General features: G+C 57.2%; 19 protein-coding genes. 7 read left to right on the forward strand and 12 right to left on the reverse strand.

Annotated features, from left to right (window positions below; all coding sequences use genetic code 11):
• Window positions 1-36: 36 nt before the first annotated feature.
• Window positions 37-1,404: an oxygenase MpaB family protein gene (locus ACLI1M_RS08560; RefSeq protein ID WP_284835915.1), complete on the reverse strand. Its 1,368-nt coding sequence runs from the start codon at window positions 1,402-1,404 to the stop codon at window positions 37-39.
• Window positions 1,405-1,868: 464 nt separating this feature from the next.
• On the opposite strand from ACLI1M_RS08560, the gene ACLI1M_RS08565 reads away from it, so the two are divergent.
• Window positions 1,869-2,936, forward strand: a complete 1,068-nt coding sequence (locus ACLI1M_RS08565; RefSeq protein ID WP_284835914.1) for a PDR/VanB family oxidoreductase — start codon at window positions 1,869-1,871, stop codon at window positions 2,934-2,936.
• Between the two features lie 11 nt (window positions 2,937-2,947).
• Here ACLI1M_RS08565 and ACLI1M_RS08570 read toward each other — a convergent pair whose 3' ends face one another.
• From ACLI1M_RS08570 to ACLI1M_RS08585, 4 genes are all read right to left on the reverse strand, one after another.
• Entirely contained in the window at window positions 2,948-3,871 is a 924-nt protein-coding gene (locus ACLI1M_RS08570) for a DMT family transporter (protein WP_284835913.1), read from the reverse strand.
• A 167-nt stretch (window positions 3,872-4,038) separates the two neighbouring features.
• Entirely contained in the window at window positions 4,039-5,412 is a 1,374-nt protein-coding gene (accC, locus tag ACLI1M_RS08575; protein WP_411706507.1) for an acetyl-CoA carboxylase biotin carboxylase subunit, read from the reverse strand.
• A 33-nt stretch (window positions 5,413-5,445) separates the two neighbouring features.
• Window positions 5,446-5,997, reverse strand: a complete 552-nt coding sequence (accB, locus tag ACLI1M_RS08580; RefSeq protein WP_023021021.1) for an acetyl-CoA carboxylase biotin carboxyl carrier protein — start codon at window positions 5,995-5,997, stop codon at window positions 5,446-5,448.
• A gap of 2 nt (window positions 5,998-5,999) precedes the next feature.
• Complete coding sequence (locus ACLI1M_RS08585; protein ID WP_023021020.1) at window positions 6,000-7,559, reverse strand: hypothetical protein; 1,560 nt, start codon at window positions 7,557-7,559, stop codon at window positions 6,000-6,002.
• Window positions 7,560-7,957: 398 nt separating this feature from the next.
• Between ACLI1M_RS08585 and ACLI1M_RS08590 the strand changes: the two genes are divergently transcribed.
• Window positions 7,958-9,310 (forward strand): MFS transporter, encoded by a 1,353-nt coding sequence (locus ACLI1M_RS08590; protein ID WP_411706508.1) that lies wholly within the window; start codon window positions 7,958-7,960, stop codon window positions 9,308-9,310.
• 160 nt (window positions 9,311-9,470) lie between these two features.
• Here the strand turns inward: ACLI1M_RS08590 and ACLI1M_RS08595 are convergent, their stop codons facing one another.
• Both ACLI1M_RS08595 and ACLI1M_RS08600 read right to left on the reverse strand, forming a co-directional pair.
• Window positions 9,471-10,112 carry a 3-oxoacid CoA-transferase subunit B gene (locus ACLI1M_RS08595; RefSeq protein WP_301732192.1) on the reverse strand — a complete coding sequence of 214 codons (642 nt, stop codon included), beginning with the start codon at window positions 10,110-10,112 and terminating at the stop codon, window positions 9,471-9,473.
• Complete coding sequence (locus tag ACLI1M_RS08600) at window positions 10,112-10,855, reverse strand: CoA transferase subunit A (protein ID WP_023021017.1); 744 nt, start codon at window positions 10,853-10,855, stop codon at window positions 10,112-10,114. Before ACLI1M_RS08600 ends, ACLI1M_RS08595 begins: the two co-directional genes overlap by 1 nt.
• 115 nt (window positions 10,856-10,970) lie before the next feature.
• Between ACLI1M_RS08600 and ACLI1M_RS08605 the strand changes: the two genes are divergently transcribed.
• On the forward strand, window positions 10,971-11,741 hold the full coding sequence (locus tag ACLI1M_RS08605) for an IclR family transcriptional regulator C-terminal domain-containing protein (RefSeq protein ID WP_411706509.1): 771 nt from the start codon (window positions 10,971-10,973) through the stop codon (window positions 11,739-11,741).
• A 12-nt stretch (window positions 11,742-11,753) separates the two neighbouring features.
• The gene (locus ACLI1M_RS08610) at window positions 11,754-12,971 is read left to right on the forward strand and encodes an acetyl-CoA C-acetyltransferase (RefSeq protein ID WP_023021015.1); all 1,218 of its coding nucleotides are present in this window, start codon (window positions 11,754-11,756) and stop codon (window positions 12,969-12,971) included.
• A gap of 55 nt (window positions 12,972-13,026) precedes the next feature.
• On the opposite strand, the gene ACLI1M_RS08615 is transcribed toward ACLI1M_RS08610, so the two are convergent.
• The 3 genes from ACLI1M_RS08615 to ACLI1M_RS08625 all read right to left on the reverse strand — a co-directional run bounded on the left by ACLI1M_RS08615 (window position 13,027) and on the right by ACLI1M_RS08625 (window position 16,276).
• Complete coding sequence (locus tag ACLI1M_RS08615) at window positions 13,027-13,692, reverse strand: DUF1707 domain-containing protein (protein ID WP_284835910.1); 666 nt, start codon at window positions 13,690-13,692, stop codon at window positions 13,027-13,029.
• A 4-nt stretch (window positions 13,693-13,696) separates the two neighbouring features.
• On the reverse strand, window positions 13,697-14,911 hold the full coding sequence (gene wecB / locus ACLI1M_RS08620; protein ID WP_284798764.1) for a non-hydrolyzing UDP-N-acetylglucosamine 2-epimerase: 1,215 nt from the start codon (window positions 14,909-14,911) through the stop codon (window positions 13,697-13,699).
• Window positions 14,912-14,995: 84 nt separating this feature from the next.
• Window positions 14,996-16,276 (reverse strand): acid phosphatase, encoded by a 1,281-nt coding sequence (locus ACLI1M_RS08625; RefSeq protein ID WP_284798763.1) that lies wholly within the window; start codon window positions 16,274-16,276, stop codon window positions 14,996-14,998.
• Between the two features lie 432 nt (window positions 16,277-16,708).
• On the opposite strand from ACLI1M_RS08625, the gene ACLI1M_RS08630 reads away from it, so the two are divergent.
• The gene (locus ACLI1M_RS08630) at window positions 16,709-16,990 is read left to right on the forward strand and encodes a hypothetical protein (RefSeq protein ID WP_023021011.1); all 282 of its coding nucleotides are present in this window, start codon (window positions 16,709-16,711) and stop codon (window positions 16,988-16,990) included.
• A 66-nt stretch (window positions 16,991-17,056) separates the two neighbouring features.
• On the opposite strand, the gene dnaG is transcribed toward ACLI1M_RS08630, so the two are convergent.
• Window positions 17,057-18,979 (reverse strand): DNA primase, encoded by a 1,923-nt coding sequence (dnaG, locus tag ACLI1M_RS08635; protein WP_200288799.1) that lies wholly within the window; start codon window positions 18,977-18,979, stop codon window positions 17,057-17,059.
• Between the two features lie 211 nt (window positions 18,980-19,190).
• Between dnaG and ACLI1M_RS08640 the strand changes: the two genes are divergently transcribed.
• Window positions 19,191-19,652 (forward strand): ribonuclease domain-containing protein, encoded by a 462-nt coding sequence (locus tag ACLI1M_RS08640; protein WP_411706510.1) that lies wholly within the window; start codon window positions 19,191-19,193, stop codon window positions 19,650-19,652.
• Window positions 19,653-19,654: 2 nt separating this feature from the next.
• Window positions 19,655-19,888 (forward strand): barstar family protein, encoded by a 234-nt coding sequence (locus ACLI1M_RS08645; RefSeq protein WP_023021008.1) that lies wholly within the window; start codon window positions 19,655-19,657, stop codon window positions 19,886-19,888.
• Window positions 19,889-20,038: 150 nt separating this feature from the next.
• Here ACLI1M_RS08645 and ACLI1M_RS08650 read toward each other — a convergent pair whose 3' ends face one another.
• Window positions 20,039-21,331 (reverse strand): deoxyguanosinetriphosphate triphosphohydrolase, encoded by a 1,293-nt coding sequence (locus ACLI1M_RS08650; protein WP_317001093.1) that lies wholly within the window; start codon window positions 21,329-21,331, stop codon window positions 20,039-20,041.
• Window positions 21,332-21,377 lie beyond the last annotated feature (46 nt).

The raw sequence follows: 21,377 nt of genomic DNA on the forward strand, positions 1-21,377 counted from the left end.
CTTCACTTTCTAATCTTTAAATCGGTGGCGCGGGATCTAGCGCTTTGCTTCTTTCGAATCGTCGTGCAAAGTCCAGACCACCTTGACGTCGGGCTCGTTATTTTTGATGTATTCCTGCACTTCTTCCAAGGCGTTTGACCACGGCGGGCGACCTTGAGTAGCTTTCTGCTTCTTATAGGCTTCAGCGTCTGGTCGTTGGTCCGCTTCGCGGGCTTCTTCAGCCTCTTTACGGGCCTTTTCCTCAAAATCCTTCGCAGCCTGGCTAAAGTCCAATTCGGCCCAACGGGTCCCCTCCACCATGAACTTGGTATCTTCAGGGCCAACCAACGTGGCCAACGAGCCCAGCATTTCTAGCGGCAGATTGGGATCCATTTGTTCCACAATGGACATCAGCGCAGTGGCAACACGCTGGTGATACGCGGAAGACCGCCCACCATTTGCGTAAATGAAGTCAGTCATTTTGCGCATCTCATCACCATTTTTTGGAATGAGACGGTGCTCTGCACCCATCATGTGCAAGACATAAGCCCAGTACTGAGCTACGTCATCCCAGTCTTGTCCAGAGTGAGGACGACCGAATATCTCGTCAATGGCTAGTGGCATGAGCGCAAACCAGCCCTCACCCGAAACGAGGAAGCTCGAGCCAATCGGCCGTCCGAACTCGTTGTAGTGTTCTGGGCCCCATAGCTTTTCCAGTCCCCTATTAGCCTGTGCATGCAAAAGGCGAACGTGCACTGCCGCTTTGCGGCCTTCCCCAAAGCGATCAAAGACATCCTGTTTGCCCAAATCAACAAAGAACTTGGAAGTCTCTAGCGCGCGCTGCATCGCTTTGAATTCGAACATGCCGGTCTCACCCGTGGCCGCAGAGGTGCGATCCTCCATGGTGGTAGCCCAATAACCAAAATTGAAGGTGAGCAAATCTGCGCTTGGCGTGGCATTGTAATAAGCCACGCGCCCCCGCTCAGCGGCCTCCAGATCAATCCACTCGGGAATAGTATCTACCTGCTCAAAGAACGCAACGAGTTCTGAGGACGGTTCTTCGACGGTTTCGATGCCCTTATTTAGAGCTTGCTCAAAGTCGGCCCGAGCTTTCTTTGCGCCATCGCGACGGAAGGATTCAGCCAAAGCGGCGCCTTGTTCATCCGTTTGCCACATATGGTCATCTAGGAGTCGTGTTTGGGGTGTGTCATACCCGGCCCAGTCATCGTGGACAGTGTGCCACTTGTCAAAAATATTGTGGCGAAGCGTGGACCACCCCGGTTTGTCTACGCGCCGCTTAGGCGCCGGGCGTAGCGGCATTCCATCGCGGTAAAAATAGCGGAAATCCTCATAAGGATTATCGGACATCGGCAAAATCTCTGGCTGCGTGGTTTCGCTCGCCAAGGGCTTGGTGGGGGTTGACATTGCAGTGACTCCCTTTCTTCACTCAAGTGTGAGACCACACACTGTTGAACAATATGTGCTCTATGTCACCTTTAATACGTAGTGGTCATCGTATAGAGAGTCAGATTGCACCGCAATGGAATTCGCGGAGGTTTACCCATTTTGCTCTGCTTTAAACTTTCAACAGTGGACAGAAGGGCTTGAATTACACCCCCTACCATGAGAAATAAGACAGAAGGATGCGCCAGGAAATCTTTTAATTTGAAGCCTTCACCCACCCATGTGGGTGTATCGAATGCGCTTAACTGGCCCAGTGTTACTACATGAGTGACATAGAACTCAGTTAGTGGCTACTATGTCCTCAATTACTTTAAAAGCTGAATGGCGTGAAGTGGTGCCGCGAGATGCGAATGGGCCGCACAGCGTTAGAACGCTTCACAGGCTTCCCTCGCTCCGCCCACGCCATTGAGCAGAAAGGGGCCACAATGGACGAAACTTCCTTAAAACACTCTCCGGCACGAGGCACAGCAAAACGGAGCGAAGGTTCGCGGCTGCGGGCCACAGTACAGCAGGTCACCCCAGTCGCTGATGACCTTATGGTGCTGGAATTCTGCTTAAAGGATGGAGAGAAACTCCCCGACTACTCCCCCGGCTGCCACGTAGACGTCACGCTCACCGGGCCAGAAGAAATAGAATTAGTGCGCCAGTACTCCGTTTTTGAAATGCCATCCAAGGAGATCTCCAGTTATAACGCCGGTGCACACTTAACTTACGGCATCGCCGTCAAACGCGAAGAGAATTCGCGAGGTGGTTCCCTTGTCATGATGCAACTTCGCGCGGACGATGAGTTACTTATCTCCCCAGCGCACAATAACTTCGAACTCGTTGACACCGCCAGCTACTATGTGCTCGCCGGCGCCGGTGTTGGTATTGCGCCTATGCTTTCCATGGCCCAATCGCTACAGCGCCAAGGCAAACCCTTCATGGTTCTCTACTTCGCCTCTAGCATTACCCGCGCCGTACTGCTGCCCCAATTGCGCAGCATATGCGGCGATAGTCTCATTGAAGTTTTTGGCTCACCCCGTGCACGGCAAGAAGAAATCTACCGACACCTGTTGTCCCAAGCCCCGCAGGAAACAGTGTTTTATGTATGCGGTCCGCAAGGGTTCATGTCCGGCGCAAAGGAGGTAGTGCTGGACTATCTTCCCCACCAGAATTTCCACTGGGAAAACTTCCACCCTGATATGGAAGCGCTTAGCGGAGAGAAAAATGCCGGTGCAGGCGATTGCGCTTTCGACGTGGAATTTTGTGGGGAAACCGTACACGTTCCAGCCAATGTCACTGTACTCGAGGCACTCGAGGAAGCTGACTTGCCGGTGATGTCACGTTGTTTAGAAGGCACCTGCAGCACCTGCGTTATGAAAGTGATAGAAGGCGAGCCAGATAATCGAGATTCCGTCTTTAATGAACAAATGCATACAGACGGCGCCTTTGCGCCCTGCGTTTCACGGTCACTGGATAGACGCCTGGTGCTCGAGCGCTGGCGCCGCTAAGGCACTACGCTTTAGAGCGAACGCACCATCACGACCCCAATGATGACTAAGGCCAGTCCCACTACGCGGTGAATAGGGGGCAGTCCCCGGCGCGCATGCCCCCAGCCGAGCGACTCTACTACCTGACCGCACACAATTGATCCCACCAGCGATCCAATCACGGTTGTTCCCGTGCCCAAGATGGGAGAAAGCGTAGCCCCGCCAACCACGAAGAGAGCCCCTAGCACTCCACCGGACCACATCCACCATGGACCAGGGGCGGGACGGGTGAAAAGAGCACGCCGCGGACCACGGGGGACAATAGACAGCACTGCAAGCAAAAGCACGCCGACCGCTAGAGAAATCTCGCCGGCGGGAAGGGGGCTTCCCAATGCACGGCCGAGGAAGCCGTTGACAGCAGTTTGGGTTGCTGAGCCCATTCCAATAAGAACCCCAAAAAGCCGCCACAACCACAGCTTCACACCACTGGCTGTGGCGTGCGTAGTAGCGGCACCGCGCCCGATTTCCAATACCAACGCGATTCCCACCAACACCACGGCCACCCCGAGGATGCGCAGCGGGCCGACTCCAACGTGTGGGGAATTAAATATGCCAGTGGTATCGCAAAGCAGGCCCATTGTTACCTGCCCCAAGATAGGCAAGATAACGGTCTCCACGCTGCCGATGCGAGGGAAAAGCAGAATATTTCCCACGATGAAGGAAACTCCCATAAACCCGCCGAGCCACACCCACCAAGGCTGTTGCGCAGCGGTGGCTAAATCCGGAATTAGGTGGCCGGTGAGCGCAAGAGCAATAAGCGCAGAAACGAACAAGCCAATAATAAAGGAAAAGAATCCCGCCACAATTGGGGAGCCAACGCTTTCACGAAACCGCGTATTAATGGCCGTCTGTACCGGCACTATGGCGCCGACCAGCAGGGCGGCAATGACCAACATAGGGCGTCCTTTCTTATAAGCAGCTGGGGGCATCGCCAAGCATGGTTTCTGCCACATTGCACAATGCAGAAACACTGAAAGTGCAGGCCCAGGGTTGTGGGACCTGCACTCTCGGAGTGGCGGCAGCACTGCCATGAGATGGTGCGGGCTAGCTACCAGAAGATTTATTAATCCGCGGGAATGGAGTCAGTGTTCTCCAGTAGCTTGGCCACATAACCGGTATTGAACTCACCGCTGCGGAACTTTTCGCTATCGAGCAACATCGCCTGGAACGGCGCAGTCGTCACCACGCCCTCCACCTCTAACTCATCGATAGCGCGCAGCATTCGAGCGATGGCTTCATCGCGATCTTCTGCCCACACGATAAGTTTGCCGACCATAGAATCATAGAAAGGTGGGATGGTGTAGCCGGTTTCGATGTGGGCATCCATGCGTACACCAAAGCCGCCTGGAACGCGATAGTGTTCGATCTTGCCGGGGCGAGGAGCGAAGTTTTGGTTCGGGTCCTCAGCATTGATGCGGCATTCAATAGCGTGGCCGCGTATCTCAATATCATCCTGCCTGATGGACAACTTCTGTCCGGAGGCAATGCGTAGCTGCTCCTTGATGAGGTCCACGCCGGTGATCATTTCCGTGACCGGGTGCTCGACTTGGATACGGGTATTCATCTCGATGAAGTAGTACTTGTTTTCCGTGTTGTCGAAGACGAACTCGATGGTACCGGCGTTTTTGTATTTAACTTCCTTGCACAGGTTGATGGCAGCTTCCTGCATACCCGCTCGGAGTTCCTCGGTCAGGACCGGGGACGGGCCTTCCTCAATAAGCTTCTGGTTACGGCGCTGGGAGGTACAGTCACGCTCTCCCAAGGCCACGACGTTCTCTCCATCCGAAAGCACCTGAATCTCAATATGCCTAATATCGGTGAGATAGCGCTCGATGTACACCGAGGGATCGTTGAACGCCGATTCGGCCTCATTCATGATCTCATTGAGATCTTTTTCCAGCGTGTCCTCGGATTCAACCACACGCATGCCACGACCACCGCCGCCGGCTGCCGCCTTAATAAGCAGCGGGAAGCCCGTATTTCGGGCAACTTCCATTGCCTCATCAATTTCGGTGACTACGCCATCGGAGCCGGGCACAGTAGGCACGCCGGCGGCTTGCGCGATGCGCTTTGCCTCGATCTTATCTCCCATCAAACCAATGTGTTCGGCAGAGGGGCCGACAAAGCCGATGTTTTCTTCTTCTACCATTCGTACAAAGTCAGGCTTTTCAGATAGGAATCCGTAGCCGGGGTGAATGGCGTCGGCCTTAAAAGCCATTGCTGCAGAAAGGATGAGCTCGGGGCTGTTATAGCTTTTCGCGGCGTTGGCTGGGCCGATGCAAACGGCCTTATCAGCTAGTTTAACGGGCAAGGAATCCTTATCACCCTCAGAGTAGACGAGGATGGATTTTATCCCCAGCTCCTTGCAGGCGCGGATAACACGCAATGCGATCTCACCGCGGTTGGCAATCAGAACGCTATTTAAGAGATCTGACATGTTTTCCTCCAGATCGGTGTGTGGGAACGGGGTTTACTTTGGTTCGATGATCATTAGTGGCTGGCCGTGCTCAACGGCATCCTCGTTATCCACGAGGATTTCCTTGACAGTTCCGGCAAACTTGGCCTCAATATTGTTCATCAGCTTCATAACCTCGACGATGCACAGCACCTGTCCTACCTCGACCTCATCGCCAACTTTGACGAATGGGTCCGCGCCCGGCTTCGGGGAAGCATAGTAGGTACCGACCATAGGAGCGGTGACGGTCTCGCCCTCTGCTGCCGGAGCTCCGGAAGCCTTTGGCTCCTCCTGAGCAGCGGGTTCTTGTGCAGCGGGAGCTGGTGCAGGCTCCGCTTGGGCCGGCGCCTGCTGTACGGGAGCTTGCTCTGCTGGGGATGCGGATGGAGCAGCTGCAGGCGCGGCAGCTGGTGCCGGAGCCGGGGCTGGGCGGTCGAGGCCGCCAGGCGTGCGGGACATGGCGAGTTCGATGTCGCCATACTTGATCTGCAGCTCCTGGATATCATCGGAAAGGTTGGCCCACTTCAGGAGGGCCTTCAGATCCTGCAGGTTGGTGGTATCAGTCATGATTACTTTTCTCCTTTAGTGAGGTTAATTTCCAGGTCAGAGGTCTTGAGGTGGAAGTCGGTGGTATCGGAAGAGTTGTAGATTTGCTGGACGAGGGAGGTCAAGACGCCTCCTTTGACGCCTTCGCCCTCGCCGGCGCGGCCCTCAGCTACGAAGCGCTTCATTTCATCGACTTGGCTGCCGGCGAACATAACGCGCAAAAGCAGGGTGTCGATGTCCTCGTCCGGATGCGCCTCTTTCAGGCCCGGCAGTACCGGCTTGAGTTCTGGGATTTCCTCGGTGATTTCGGAGGAACCGTTGGCCAGGATCTTTTCCAATACCTCTGGGTCCAGCGGGGCCAGAGGTTCACCGTAGTAACCCAGGGCATACTTCTTAATCTCATTTGGGACCACGGAGTAGCGCTCACCAGTCATCACATTCATGACGGCCTGTGTACCCACGAACTGGGCAAATGGCGTAATCATGATGGGGTATGCCAGCTCTTCTCGCACGCGAGCCACCTCATAGAGAAGCTCCTCAAATCGGTCTCCTAGGCCCGCAGTTTCCAGCTGAGATTCGAAGTTCGTCAGCATGCCGCCTGGCAGCTGGTGCATGTAGTGGAGGCCGTCGAAAGCACGCGGCACCCCCACCGGCTTATCCTCAGTATCGGCGATTTCTTGGATCCGGTCGCTGGCAGAGGCGATGCGATCATCGTCAACGTTGACGGTATAGCCGAGCGCCCGCAGATCTCGTACCAAGGCCTGGGTCGCAGGCTGACCGGGGCCGTTGGCAAGCGGAGCGATGGAGGTGTGAATGGAATCCACGCCCAACTCCGCGCCAAAGAGATAGGTCAATGGCGACAAGCCGGTCAGGGAGTGGGTGTGTACCTCCAGCGGGATATCTTCTCCAATGGAACTGCGGATAGCCGGGATAAGGGTTCTCATGCGGTCCGGAGTGAGCAATCCGCCGGCGTCCTTCAGCATGATGCGGTCGACGTCGGTGCGTTCAAGCAGCTCCTCCGCCTTTTGCTTGTAGAGCTCATCGGTGTGCACTGGGCTAAGGCAGTAGGACAGCGCACCAAAGGTCTCAGCGCCAAGTTCCTTGGCAAGCTTGAGGCCCTTGTCAATGTTGTCGATGTCATTGAGCCCATCAAAAGAACCAATGACACGGAAGCCGTTGGCATAAAGGCGTTCAGTCCAGTTAAGGATGGCATCATCCGGCAGGAAGTCAAAGGATGCTAGATTCTTGGAGCGAATCAGCGCGCGGAACTTAGTACCGGGGGCGGCATGCTCGTGGACGAGGCGCACACGTTCCCACGGATCCTCTTTGAGATACCGCACGGCCACGTCGAACTGAATGGGGGCAACTAGGTCAACGTGCTCGAACCCGGCATTGGTGATGTCATCCAGCAGAGAAAGGATGTGTTCCGTGGTCATGCGGGTGGCCCAGATACTCTGGTGCGCATCGCGCAGGGTGGTATCGATGATCTTTATTTCACGCTCGCTATCGGCTGGGCGTCCGCCCGCGGCCATGACTTCGGCGAGGCTTTCTGTGCTCAATTCCTCGGGACTAAGAGCAGTCATAAATCCCTCCTTAGGGTGTGGCTCCGACAAGACTCGGGTGGCTTAGGACTCATACCTTTCCGTCCGTGTCATGTGTCACACGCTACACCAGTGTCCACCCCTGTGAACCTAAAACTTTTACCTAAGGAGGGCTTTCCCGCCGTTATCCAAGCTCAGAAACGCTAGACATTTACCCAACTACCCCCAAGTGGGGTCACAATGCGCACCCAAGTTCACAATGCGAACCATAAATCTAACCACAGGTTGCCCCCGAAAGGGGTTCATCACGTGCAGTTTCTCACGCGGTAAACAACATCAATAGCGTCAGACGATCTCAATACTTTGGATCCTCGCCGCCCATTTGTGTGATCTAGGGAATATTTTTCCCAACCGTCCCGGTCCCACTACAAGGAGAACTCATGACATCCACCACCAAACCGGCATCGCCACCAGATACCGAATCCGGCAAAAACGCAGCTTCTACCACCGACATCAAATCCCTAGGAGCCAGCCTTACCGGGCAAATCCTAGAGTGGTATGAGTGGAGCTCCTATGCAGTCTTTGCCCCATTCATTGCCACCGCAATGTTCAATAAGGGCGACTCCACCTCCGCACTTTTAGCTACCTTCGGCGTTTTTGCCGTTGGTTTCCTGGTGCGTCCACTCGGAGGAATCGTCTTCGGCCGCGTAGCAGATAAGCGCGGCCGAAAATCCGTACTTATGATGACCATCATCATGATGGCCATCGCCTCCGCGATCATCGGAGTCATGCCCACTTATGAGCAGATTGGCATTTGGTCCTCTGTGGGTCTTTTGGTGATCCGTATCCTGCAGGGCTTCGCCCACGGCGGTGAATCAGCTGCCGCCAATAGCTATATCCCAGAAATCGCCCCCAACGCCCACCGCGGTAAATGGGGCTCTATGGTCTACGTTTCCATTTTCGGTGGCTCCGTCATCGCCTACGTGCTCGGCGGCCTAATCTCCCTCGTACTCAATGATGAACAACTTGCCTCATGGGGTTGGCGCATCCCCTTCTTCCTCTGCGCGCTCTCTGCCTGTGTAGCGCTATACCTACGCCGCCACATGAAAGAGTCTGATCACTTCAAGGAAATTGACAGTTCCGAGCCCAGCGTAGACACCCCAGCGCGCAAGGAGCGCGCAGCAATCCCTCAATCTGCCTCCGCTACTCGTCCGGCTTGGATCAATATCCTGCTCGTTATCGGCATGGTCTCCGGCGTTACTTCAGCGCACTACACGTGGACCTCCTACGTTTCTACCTATGCCATTAGCCACGAAGGAATGACCACACAAGGCGCGTACTGGGTCACGGTGGTTGCTCAAGTTGCTGGCCTTATCGCTCTACCGCTGTGGGGCAGTCTCTCGGACAAGATTGGGCGCAAACCCGTCATCTATATCTGCGCGGTAGGTATGGCCGTTTTGCAAATCCCACTCATGGCGTTGATCGATTCCCGTCCGTGGACCCTGCTCGTCGCTTCTACTGTAGGCGTGATTATCGTCGCCGCCGGTGGCGCGCTGCTATCTTCCATCATGTCCGAGGTCTTCCCTACCGCCCAGCGCACGCATAGTATCGGACTTGCATACTCCCTCTCTGTGGCTGTCTTTGGCGGAACCGCGCCCTATATCTACCAGTGGTTTGTCGCACACGATCTGGCGTGGGCCTCTGGCTTTTATGTCATCGCCCTATGCATCCTCACCATCATTAGCATGTACATTCTCCCTGAAACCAAGGGTGTAGACCTACGCGATATCTAACTAGTACCTCTCTCATTCCCACCTAGGGCTGGGCCGAAGCATGAATCATTTCGGCCCAGCCTTTAGCTAATTCAGCACCAAAGAACCCCACTCATTAGAAATGAAAAAGAAAGCCCGCCTTCCGGGTGCTAGAAGGCGGGCTTTCGGGAACAGTTCAGGACTAAGACAGGTCCAGCGTGAATGGGGCATCAGTAACCTCGCGGATGGAGTCCTCGGTCTCCCCCTCAGCCATCTGAACTAAGGTCAGACCTTCTAACTCATCAACCTCGAAGACGGCGCGGTCCGTAATAATAAGGTCCACGCAGCGCGCGCCGGTGAGCGGCAGTTGGCATTCTGAAAGGATTTTGGACTTGCCATGTTTGGACACGTGCTGCATCATCACCACGATGCGTTTGGCGCCATGAACCAAATCCATGGCACCGCCCATACCTTTGACCATCTTGCCCGGAATCATCCAATTGGCAAGGTCACCGAATTGGGATACTTCCATGGCGCCGAGTACCGCTACGTCGATAGCACGCGATCGAATCATTCCGAAGGATTCCGAAGAAGAAAAGAAAGAAGCTCCGGAGGCAGCGGTAATGGTCTCTTTGCCAGCATTGATAAGCTCTGGGTCCACCTTATCTTCGGCCGGGTACGGGCCTACGCCCAAGATGCCATTTTCAGAATGAAGCACCACTTCAAGGCCCTCCGGCAGGAATCCAGGAATCAACGTTGGCATGCCAATTCCTAGGTTGACGTAGTCGCCGTTTTTCAATTCCTGTGCGGCCCGAGCCGCCATTTCTTCACGTGACCAGGTCATTACTTGCTCACCGTCCTAAATTCGATTCCAGTTTCTTGCTTTCCCACTTCTACGACGCGATCGACGTAGATACCCGGCACGTCAACCTCGGCCGGCGGAATCGCCTCCACCAATTCTTCCGCCTGCACAATGGTGATATCAGCGCAACGAGCGGCATCCGGGTTAAAGTTCTGCGCAGTCTTGGCAAAAGCTAGGTTGCCGTATCGATCTGCGCGAGCGGCATGAACGAAGGCAAAATCTGGGGTCAGTGCCTCCTCCAGCACGTAGAGCTCGCCGTTAAACTCACGAGTTTCCTTCGGCTTAGAAGTCTGCGCTATGGACCCATCCGGGTTATAACGGGTGGGGATATCCCCTTCCGCAAGCGGGGTTCCCACGCCGGCCTTGGTATAGAAGGCGGGAATGCCAGCACCGCCGGCACGCATACGCTCGGCCAACGTTCCCTGCGGGGTAAATTCCACAGTCAGTTCTCCTTCGAGATACTGGCGGGCATACTCCTTATTCGTTCCGAGATAGGAACCAATAGAGCGGGAAATGCGATGATCTTTAAGCAAGAGCCCGAGCCCGAAATCGTCGGTACCAAGATTATTGGAAATGATGGTGAGGTCTCCAGAGCCGAGTTCGCGCAGAGCATCAATTAGACGCGCCGGAATTCCCACGAGCCCGAATCCGCCCACCGCAATGGAAGCGCCGTCTGGAATATCTGCTACGGCATTTTCTACTGAGTCGATGACTTTATCTAACATGGCTTCAGCCTACGTGTGGTTCATATATTGCACAAGGGTTCACAGTGCGAACACTTTTGGATACAATTACGAGACGTAGGCCACTTCATCAATTTTTAGAATCGGAGACCACACCTTGAACGACACCCCCACGGTGCAGTCGCTCGCCCGCGGATTAGCCGTTTTGCACTCTTTTAATGGCGAGCGCCCACGCCAGACTCTGGCCCAGGTTGCCGAGGTCACAGGGCTAGCACGTGCCACTGCACGCCGTTTTTTGCACACCTTGGTAACGGAGGGGTACGCGCGCACGGATGGCTCTGAGTTTTGGCTTACCCCCCGGGTTTTGGAACTGGGCTATTCCTACCTTTCGAGTTTGGGTCTTCCCGATATTGCCCAGCCCCATTTGAGGGAGTTATCCGCCAAACTCGATGAATCCTGCTCTGTCAGTGTGTTGGATAGGGACACCGTGGTTTATATTGCCCGCGCCGCTGCACACCGCATCATGGCCACCAATATCACCATCGGCACCCGCTTTCCCGCGCACGCGACCTCAATGGGACAGGTACTGTTAGCGGATCTCACTCCAGCGCAGTTGGACGAATTCCTAGAAACGGCGTCGCTGGAGAAAGTCACCCCTCACACGCTCACCGCACCCGCAGATCTTCGGGCGCGCCTAGCGGAGATCCGGAAACGCGGTTGGGTCATCGTAGACCAAGAGCTGGAGAAGGGCCTGCGTTCCATTGCAGTTCCTATTCGCGATGGTTCGGGCCGCACTGCTGCAGCCATCAATGTCTCAACCCAAACATCCGTCTATTCCACTGAGGATCTCACCACGCGCATCCTGCCGGAGCTCATCGCAACCTGCAAGGCAATCTCCCATGACCTTGCCACCACCGAACTTTCTTAAAGGAGAATTATCATGCACACCCGCGACGTAGTCCTTTGCTACCCCAAGCGCACCCCTGTCGGCCGTTATGGTGGAGCGCTAAAGTCCGTCCCCGTCCAAGAATTAGCTAGTCTCGTGGTCAAGACCATTGTGGAAGAGTCCGGTATCGACCCCACCAAAATCGATGACGTCATCTTGGGCCAAGGCTCCCCTAATGGTGCCGCACCCGCTTTGGGCCGCGTGGCTGCCTTAGACGCTGGCCTGCCCACCACCGTGCCGGGTATGCAGCTCGATCGCCGCTGCGGATCGGGTCTGCAGGCCATTATTACCGCAGGTGCCCACATTGCTACTGGCGCTGCCGATGTCATCATCGCCGGCGGCGCGGAGTCTATGTCCCGCACCGAATACACCGTTGATGCGGATGTACGCTGGGGAGCAAAGGGAGGAAATATGATCTTTCGCGATCGCCTCCAAGAAGCCCGCGAGGCCGCCGGCGGAAAGCACCACCCGATTGCCGGCGGCATGATTGAGACCGCCGAAAATCTCCGCCGCGAATACTCCATCGAGCGCGTCGCCCAAGACGAGCTCGCTGCACGTTCCCACCGCAATGCCGCCGCTGCACAGGAACAATCGCTTTTCGACGCCGAAATCATCCCCGTCACCGTCCCCCAGCGCAAGGGGGAGCCTATCGTCGTAGACAAGGATGAACATGTCCGCCCAGATTCCAGTACAGACAAGCTATCTAAACTGCGCGCGGTCATGCGCAAGGAGGACGAAGAGGCAACGGTTACCGCCGGTAATGCCTCGGGCCAAAACGATGGTGCCGCGGCCGTCCTAGTGACTACCCGTGAAAAAGCCGAGGAGCTGGGTCTTACCCCAATGGTCACGCTCAAGGGATGGGCCCTAGCCGGCGTGGATCCGGAACGCATGGGTATCGGCCCGGTGGAGGCTTCCCGCAAGGTTATGGATCGCCTCGGCATCACCTTCGATGATCTTGACCTCATTGAGCTCAATGAGGCCTTTGCCGCCCAAGCGCTGGCTGTACTCAAAGAATGGGACATTTCGGCAGATGATCCGCGCTTCAACCCGCACGGTTCTGGCATTTCGCTCGGCCATCCCGTGGGTGCTACCGGTGCCCGCATCGTCGTCACCGCCGCGCATCACCTTCACCGCACCGGCGGTAAGCTCGCGCTGGTTACCATGTGTATTGGAGGCGGACAAGGTCTAGCAGCGATCATCGAGGCCGACTAAGCACTGGCCCACGCTCATTAGTGCAAGTGGTTGCTTGCACTACAATCGCGCTTGGTTACTCGCCGTAGCGGCGCCCCACGTGAACGTCTACGCCGCCGAAGAGGCTATAGCAGTTCACAATAATTTCTGGCGCGTCTACCGGGAGGTCATTCGGATGGATGGCGCCGTTCTCTACCTTGAGGTCATGTCCGCCAAAGAGTCCAACGCCGCTGACGTGGACGCGGAAGCCTTCGGGAATATAAACATCGACGCCACCAAAGGCGCCCGCCGCGTTGATGGTGGTAGTACGACTGTGCAGGGCGACGCCCGTGAGATCGATGTCCACGCCACCGAAAAAGCCCAACGCCGTCAGAGAACGAGCTACTGCCCCGCCGCTGACAGTAGACCCGCCGAAGATCCCCACCGCAAGGGAGCGGGTCTCCTGCACGCTCGGCTGCACCTGGCGGATAGCCTGCTCCACCTTGGCGATGGCTTTGGATTCTTGCTGGCCCGCATAGGCCTTTCCGATTTTTCGTTCCTGCCTAAAAAGGAGAACTTCTGGGTCCTCTACAAGGTCAGCCAGCGGCTCGATGAGCTCAGCGCGAGTCGTTGCATTAACGCAGGCGGCCGAGCGTTTTTCAAAATCATCGAGGTCAATCTGCCCTGCCGAAAGCGCATCTCCTAAAATGTCTGCAGCTTTCATGCGCTCTCGGTGGTTACAGCGGATATCCAGCGGTTTCATACCTTTAATATATCCGCTTTCTCCGGCAGGCGCGCGAGTTATTCCTCGCCTTGGGCCCCTTAGAGGAACCTGCCTCCGGCAGAAAATCCTCTACGCGCTCGCCTACCCCGGTCAACTCTGCGATAGCCGCAATAGCGCGCTGCGCGCCCTTGCCGTCACCATAAGGATTGACGGCGTTGGCCATGGCGTCAAATGCGGCGGCGTCGGAAAGCAAAAGCTTTGCCTCTGCCACAATGAGCTCGCGATTAGTGCCCACCAGCTTAACCGTGCCGGCGACCACGGCTTCGGGGCGCTCGGTGTTTTGGCGCATGACTAGCACTGGCTTGCCCAATGCTGGTGCCTCCTCCTGGACTCCGCCGGAGTCAGTCAAGATGATGGTGGCACGGTTTTGTAGCTGCGTGAACTGGTCATAAGGCAGCGGATCCGTGATGATGATATTTGGCAGGTGCTCGACCTCCGGCAGGACCGCCTGGCGCACCTTGGGGTTGAGGTGCAGCGGCAATGCGAAGTTAATCTCCGGATAGGCTTCTGCCAAGTCCTTAACTGCACCACCGATTTCCTTCATCGCCTCAAGGTTCTCGCGGCGGTGGGTGGTAACTACGACAAGCCGCTTATCGGACTCTGCGGCTTCCTGCAGGGCAGGGTCTGCGAACTTCGTGTCCCACGATGCTGCTTCCAGCAGAGCGTCAATGACGGTATTACCGGTGACCACAATGTCCTTGGAACGCACATTCTCGCGGCGCAGGTTCTCCATCGAGCCTGCGGTTGGAGCCAGATGCAGCTCGGCTACCTGGCCAATGAGCTTACGGTTAGCTTCTTCTGGGAACGGCGAGTGGATATCGCCGGTACGCAAACCGGCTTCGAGGTGAACGATCTTGACCCCGCGATGGAAACCGGCAAGTGCTGCAGCCATAGCCGTAGAGGTATCGCCCTGGGAGATAATGACGTCCGGCTTTTCTTCTTCAATGATGGAATCCAGACCCGCAATTGCGCGGGAGACAAGCTCATTGAGTCCCTGTCCCTGTTTCATGAGCCCCAGGCCGTGCTTCGGCTGGATGCCAAACATGGTGTTGACCTGCTCCAGCATCTCTTTATGCTGACCGGTAGAGACCGGGATGGATTCAAAGCGCTCATCTTTATCCAGCGCCTTAACGACGGGGGCGACCTTAATGGCCTCCGGCCGGGTGCCGTAAACGGTCATTATCTTGGGCTTAGTCACTAATCTTTTCCTTTAGAGTGACGGAGATATTTCTAAATTGAACCATGGTCTGGAGATCTGTACCCCCACAGGTTGCAGAACCTGCTAGCCGCTGACGCTCACGCCGCCGTCTGGGGCGATGGTCACCCTGGCCGCCATGGCGCGGGCTAGATCGAGACGCTGCCACGAGCCTCCCTCTGCTTGCCAATCCAATGGGTTGCCGGCTGGACGCGCGGTCTGGCGCAGCACCTCGGCGCGCTGATACCAGGTCAGCTCTGGGTGGGACGCTGCTAGCAGCACTGGAGCGGCCTGCGGGACGACCATCGGGGCGTCGGTTCGGTAGCGCGGGGCGAAGTCATAGTCCATGAATGTGGAGTATTGTTCTACCGCATCCGCCGTGGACCGATAGTCGGTGCCCTCTTCCCTATCCTGGGCCACCAGTTCTTCTACCGTCTTGCCGGTGCGCCACTTAATTTCCTTGCGCACTTCCATCGAGGCTTGCCACAGGGCATTGCGCATGCGCTTGTCATTCAAGCGGTCAGCCGCGGCGGCCTGGCCTGTCATGCGCCCACCGATGACATCCAGCGGGTAATGCACGCCCAGTACTACGCGGTGGTTGCCGGCCTCCGCGCCGCGCAGCATGAGCTGTGGGCCTACCTCAGGCAGCATGAAGGACATCAGCGTGGTAATCCACGTTGCCTGATTGGTATGGCCCGAAGGGAAGGCTGGAGAGGTGGGATAGAGATCCTTGGAGCCATCGTCATAGCGCTTAATCGCCTGCGGCGCGCGCTGGTACGGGCGTTGATAGTTGAAGTAGTACTTCTCCGACATCGTGGAATTGGCCAGTCCGCCTGCGCGGGCCGCATAGCCATTTCCTAGGAGGTATTCGGTCTTGGGCAGGCGGTGCTCGGCCAAGGCAGCGCGGAAGGCATCGCCTAGGTTCTTGCCCATCGAGTCAGAAACGGCGTTGAGCACGCTCGTCGAGCTGGCCTTGGCATCGGCCTGCGCGCGGCGGATCAAAGCGGGGTCACCGGCTGCGGCGTTATTGATGGCCACGGCCTTGTCCATATTTTCTTGGCGGATTTCTGGCTGAGCCTTGATGTGATCAAAAAGCTGGACTACCTGCCAGTAGTTGCCAAATTGATAAGAGGAAACATCGGATTCAAAGCCCGCGATATAGTCCGTGCTAAACGGCTCTGGAACCGGGGCACCGGGGTGCTGGACCGGAGGAGCGCCGGTGGTCTGCTGGGTAACAGGCTCGCGGAGCTGTGGCACGGCCACGGGGAGGGCGGCGCTGGCAGCCGGTGCCAGCGTTATGGTCAGTCCGGTGGCCGCGCACAAGGCGAGTGCGCGAACTGCCGGGCGGAGTTTATTCCGATAGTTCAACGTGGAAACCTTTCACTAGTAACGAATTCCCACGCATAATATCTAGCTAAAGTTACAAAAAGGTGAACGTGACGCTAAACCCGCATGCACAAAGCTGGGACGGTGACTACACCTTCCCGGTACTATCTAGCAATCCTCGGACCAAGCTGAAGCTTTCTGCGTAGTAGCAACACCGGTGTTCTGGTTACTCGATTCTGCCGAAATACTCGCGGTAAATAGCGCGGCCAGCGCTACTGCTGAGGCCGCGGCCGAGTCCCTACGCGCGTTTATGTCCACCTCTTTAAACTAGCGCGAATTCCTGTTTATGAAAAGAGCTGTTCTACAGCAAATCGAGCTTTACCCCTTAACGGTGGCTAGCAGCGAGCGACGGGCCTTCGCGGTAGGCTGGTGGAGAACTTTTACTCGTACTGGAATAAGGGGACACGCTAAATAATGATCCAATTCGTCTTCGGCGCCGCAGCAGGATACGTTTTTGGCACCAAAGCAGGCCGCAAGCGCTACCACCAGATCAAGGGCGCCTACGAGAAGGCTATCAACTCCCCCGTGACCAAATCTGCCGTCACTTCTGCACGCAAGGCAGTAGCCAACCGCTTGGATCCGGAACCGCGCATGCGCGAGGTTCGCGATCTCTCCTCCAAGCGCAAGGGCAAAGGCCGGCTGCGCGGCTCCCAGGTAGACAACGCGGACCGCATTTATGAACCTGATGAGGACTAAATTAGTTTCAGCCTCTTCCCTCCCCTCGCTGCGCACCTAAATCGGTGACAGGGCGAGGGGATATTTTTAACCTTGGGGAGGCGTGCCGCGGAAGGCGCGGTCATTGAGCTCGCGGCGGGCTTGTTCTAAAGCGACGAGGTCAGCAAAAAGCGAGTTATAGCTAGCCTCATCATCGGAGGGACGCATGCGGCCAAGACGAGCCTTCAACTGGGCGATTTGATCGCCCACCACCGTCTCTTGCAATCGGGAGAGCACGGAGTCGGCGTATTTTTCGGGACCGACGTCGGTTGGCAAAATGGCCTCTACGGCAAGCTCCGAGACGAAGTTGCGGCCGGTAAGGTCCTGCATTTCGCCGGCCACCGCGGCGATCCACTCCACGGCCGGCATGGTGGCGCCCTGAGCTGCGCCACCCACGGTAGAAATGGCTTGGCGCACGAGGCGGTAGGCGTCGTTGGTATAGGCGTCGGCAGTAATGCCATCGAAATAGGAACCTGCCACCTGCGGCATCTGCAAGGCCAGCTTGAGGGCCTCGCGCTGAGGCCACAGGTGGGTCTCCTTCGGGCTCGGCGGATGGATCATCGGCACGTCCTGCTGTGCCGGCTGCTGCTTCGCATTGTCGAAGCGACGAATGGTGGGCTTTTCGGCTTTCTTGGGCTTGCGTGCCTCCGCGCGCACCTGCCGGAGAACCTCTTCCGGATCCGGCCAGCCCACCCAACCTGCTAGACGCCGGGCATATTCACGCTGCAAAGGTTGATCACGGATCTGTGCGACCACGGGTACCGCGCGGCGCAGGGCCTGCAGGCGCCCCTCGGCGCTGTCAATGCTGTATTCCGCGATGACGGACTGGATAACGAACTCGAACATGGGGATGCGGTCCGCGATGAGCTCGCGCACGGCGGCATCGCCTTTGTGCAGACGCAGATCGCACGGATCCATGCCGTCGGGCGCTACGGAGACAAAGGATTGACCGGTGAACTTTTGCTCGCCGTCAAAGGCGCGCATGGCGGCCTTCTGCCCTGCCTCATCGCCGTCAAAGGTATAGATGAGCTCGCCATTGAAGTAGGAATCATCCAGCATGAGTCGGCGCAGCACCTGCAGATGCTCGCCGCCAAAGGCGGTACCACAGGAAGCAACAGCGGTCTTGACGCCTGCGGCATACATGGCCATGACATCCGTGTAGCCTTCTACCACCACGGCTTGGTGGTTTTCGGCGATATTGCGCTTGGCCAAATCGAGGCCAAAGAGCACCTTGGACTTGCGGTAGAGCATGGTCTCAGAGGTGTTCATGTACTTGCCGAGCTTGTCGTCGTCGAAAAGCTTGCGGGCGCCAAAGCCAATGACGTTGCCGGAAAGGTCCTTAATCGGCCACAGCAAACGACGATGGAAGCGGTCGATGGGACCACGCTTGCCCATCTTGGAAATGCCAGCTGCTTCCAGCTCTTCAAAGGAAAAGCCTAGGCGCAGCAGGTGTTTGGTAGCCGTATCCCATCCCTCTGGGGCATAGCCGCACTCGAAGTCATAGATGACCTCGCGGGAAAAACCGCGATCCAGCAGGAAATCGCGGGCTGTAGCCGCTTGTGGGGTCTCCAACTGCTGGCGGTAAAACTCGTGGGCGGCTTTATTGGCAGCGATGAGGCGCTGCCGCGTGCCCGGCTTCTCATTGCGCGCGCCCGTAGAACCGCCCTGGTAGTTGATGTGATAGCCGATCTTCTGCGCTACCGCTTCAACCGCTTCTGGGAAGGAGACCTGCTCCATTTCCATCAGGAAGCTGAATACATCGCCACCCTTGCCGGTGGAAAAGCAGTGGTAGTAGCCGCGCTGCGGGCGCACGTGAAAGGACGGAGTCTTTTCATCCTTGAAGGGGCTAAGGCCCTTAAGCGAATCGTGCCCGGCGGGCTTGAGCTGCACGTACTCGCCGACGATTTCTTCTAAAGGCGCGCGTTCACGGATAGCTTGGATATCGCTGTCCGGAATTCTGCCTTTTGCCATGCGTACAGACTACCCCGCGCGCGGTGGGAATGTTCAAATAGCTAGGGCAGGATGGTGACGTTGAACAGGGTTCACAGTTTGGACGCAAATTACCCTCTGTTGGGGTACTTTCCACATACTGTTACCTACCCCCGTGACGGGGCAATTTTTGACCTCGCCATTGTCTCGGGCCAATTTCCACTTTTAGCGCCGCACCTGCAACAATAAAGGTATGCCCAAGTCCAAAGCGTCCAAGAAATCGCTCCCCGTTGCCCTCGGCGGCCTTGCGCTCGCCGTCGTGGCAGGCTACTTCGGCTTCGATCTCGGCGGCGATGGTGATTCCGCTGCTTCCTCCACTTCTGAGTCGACCCAAGCGGCCGCGACTGGCGACGCCGATACCTGCACGATGTCTTCCCTACCCGCCGAGGCCAAAGACACCGCGGACGATATCTTGGCCGGTGGCCCCTACGACTACCCGGATAATGACAACGTCCGCTTTGGCAATTACGAGGGCCGGCTGCCTCAGCAGGACAAGAATTACTACCGCGAATACACGGTAGAAACCCCAGGCAGCCACAACCGCGGCGCCCGCCGCATTATCACCGGTGGCGGCAGCGAGACCGACCCAGACGTGTGGTACTACACCGATGACCACTATGAAAGCTTCTGTTCTATTCCGGACGCAGAGGAGTAATCATGCGACGCATCCTCATTACTGAACACATCCGCACCCGCGCGGACTTCTTTAACGCACTCGGCCGCACCCGCGGCTGCGAAGACTGCGGCCCGCGCAACCTCGATGACCTAGCGGATTTCCTACGCGAGCAGCGCACCAGCGTCATCGTTGCCTCCAATATGGATATCGAAGGCGAGGACCTAGCGGCGGTAGCTAGCGTGCTCGAGGACCAAGGTGTCGCGTTGGTGCGCTAGCGACTCGGGCCCTGGGGTTGGAGCTGAGGCGTTAGGTCCATAGATATGAGGCCGAATTGAGGGTTTTGAGCTCTCAATTCGGCCTTTTCGCGCTCAGATCGGCCTGATGACTCTCGACCTAACTCTAGCGCGGTGGTGGGCAAGCCAGGTTTAGCTGAGGAACCCAGACAGCTCCGCACTTCGGCGGGCCAAGCGCTCGAGGCGAGACTCGGTCATAGACGCAATTTGGTCAATGATGGCGCGGTCGCGGGCGGCGTCAGTTTCGGCTTGCTCCCACCACAGCCGGAAGGTGGCATCGAGGGAGCCAGGGGCGCCGGCGACGAGGTAATCGTAGACGCGGTAGATGCGCTCGCGTTGACGGTCCTGGCGGGCAAGGTGGGCGGGCTCGTCCATGACGTAGAGGACCGCGATGGTTTTAAGCAGCTTGACCTCGGCCTCGGCTTGCTTGGGCACAATGAGGTCACCGTGCATGCGGCCAAGGGTATTGGAGGAGATGAGCTCGGCATTGGCTTCGCTGGTGGCGCCGACGGTCGCACCGACATAGCGGCCTACGAGCTCAGAGGTCATCTTCTTCAAGTTGGCATAGTCGCGCAAGGAGTAATCAAAATCGCCGATGGCGTTGATGACGCTTAAGTTGCGCAGGCTATCGGCCGCCTCCAAGAGCTCATCGGCGGTGCCGCCAAAGGCTTTAGCGCCCTTTTCTGCCAGCTGGGCTAGCTCAACTAGGTCCCAAAGGACTTTGAGGGAGATGCGCCGGGAAATAATGCCGTCTTCCACGTCATGCACGGAGTAGGCGATGTCATCGGACCAGTCCATTACTTGGGCTTCGATGCATTTGCGATTATCGCTATGGCCCTCGCGCAGCCACTCGAGCAGATCCGCGTCCTCGTCATAGGCGCCGTATTTGCGGTTGGTGCTGCCATCGGGATTGGTTTTGGTCCAGGGGTATTTGCAGGCACCGTCGAGGGCGGCGCGGGTGAGGTTGAGGCCGAAGCTGCGCGGCACGCCGCTGGCATCGTCCACGATGATCTTGGGCTCTAGGCGGGTGAGGATGCGCAGGGTCTGCGCGTTTCCTTCAAAGCCGTTGAGGGCGACCTCATTGAGTGCGTTTTCGCCATTGTGCCCGTAGGGCGGGTGGCCGATGTCATGGGTCAGCCCTGCCATGTCGCACAGATCAGGATCGAGTCCAAGTCCAGCACCGATGCTCCGCGCAATTTGGCCCACCTCCAGCGAGTGGGTCAGACGGGTGCGTGGAGTATCGCCATCGCGCGGCCCGACGACCTGAGTTTTATCGGCCAGACGCCGCAAGGCTGCCGAGTGCAGCACGCGGGCGCGGTCACGGGCAAAGACGCCGCGATGTTCTTCCACGGTATGGAAGGCTGAGCCCTTCGGCTTTTCATCGGCCAGGCGGGCGAAGTCGGCGGCGGAATAAGAATAGGACACGACCCAAGCATATTCCGTGAACTGGCCTTTTGGGTGAGCAACGTGG

The sequence above is a fragment of the Corynebacterium sp. LaCa54 genome (genome assembly GCF_046717495.1).
Classification (GTDB): domain Bacteria; phylum Actinomycetota; class Actinomycetes; order Mycobacteriales; family Mycobacteriaceae; genus Corynebacterium; species Corynebacterium kefirresidentii.

Bases quoted from the DNA above. Each gene is read 5' to 3' on its own strand.
- ACLI1M_RS08560 (WP_284835915.1), bottom strand. From the start codon at position 1,404: ATGTCAACCCCCACCAAGCCCTTGGCGAGCGAAACCACGCAGCCAGAG.
- ACLI1M_RS08565 (WP_284835914.1), top strand. From the start codon at position 1,869: ATGGACGAAACTTCCTTAAAACACTCTCCGGCACGAGGCACAGCAAAA.
- ACLI1M_RS08570 (WP_284835913.1), bottom strand. From the start codon at position 3,871: ATGTTGGTCATTGCCGCCCTGCTGGTCGGCGCCATAGTGCCGGTACAG.
- accC (WP_411706507.1), bottom strand. From the start codon at position 5,412: ATGTCAGATCTCTTAAATAGCGTTCTGATTGCCAACCGCGGTGAGATC.
- accB (WP_023021021.1), bottom strand. From the start codon at position 5,997: ATGACTGATACCACCAACCTGCAGGATCTGAAGGCCCTCCTGAAGTGG.
- ACLI1M_RS08585 (WP_023021020.1), bottom strand. From the start codon at position 7,559: ATGACTGCTCTTAGTCCCGAGGAATTGAGCACAGAAAGCCTCGCCGAA.
- ACLI1M_RS08590 (WP_411706508.1), top strand. From the start codon at position 7,958: ATGACATCCACCACCAAACCGGCATCGCCACCAGATACCGAATCCGGC.
- ACLI1M_RS08595 (WP_301732192.1), bottom strand. From the start codon at position 10,112: ATGACCTGGTCACGTGAAGAAATGGCGGCTCGGGCCGCACAGGAATTG.
- ACLI1M_RS08600 (WP_023021017.1), bottom strand. From the start codon at position 10,855: ATGTTAGATAAAGTCATCGACTCAGTAGAAAATGCCGTAGCAGATATT.
- ACLI1M_RS08610 (WP_023021015.1), top strand. From the start codon at position 11,754: ATGCACACCCGCGACGTAGTCCTTTGCTACCCCAAGCGCACCCCTGTC.
- ACLI1M_RS08615 (WP_284835910.1), bottom strand. From the start codon at position 13,692: ATGAAACCGCTGGATATCCGCTGTAACCACCGAGAGCGCATGAAAGCT.
- ACLI1M_RS08630 (WP_023021011.1), top strand. From the start codon at position 16,709: ATGATCCAATTCGTCTTCGGCGCCGCAGCAGGATACGTTTTTGGCACC.
- dnaG (WP_200288799.1), bottom strand. From the start codon at position 18,979: ATGGCAAAAGGCAGAATTCCGGACAGCGATATCCAAGCTATCCGTGAA.
- ACLI1M_RS08640 (WP_411706510.1), top strand. From the start codon at position 19,191: ATGCCCAAGTCCAAAGCGTCCAAGAAATCGCTCCCCGTTGCCCTCGGC.
- ACLI1M_RS08645 (WP_023021008.1), top strand. From the start codon at position 19,655: ATGCGACGCATCCTCATTACTGAACACATCCGCACCCGCGCGGACTTC.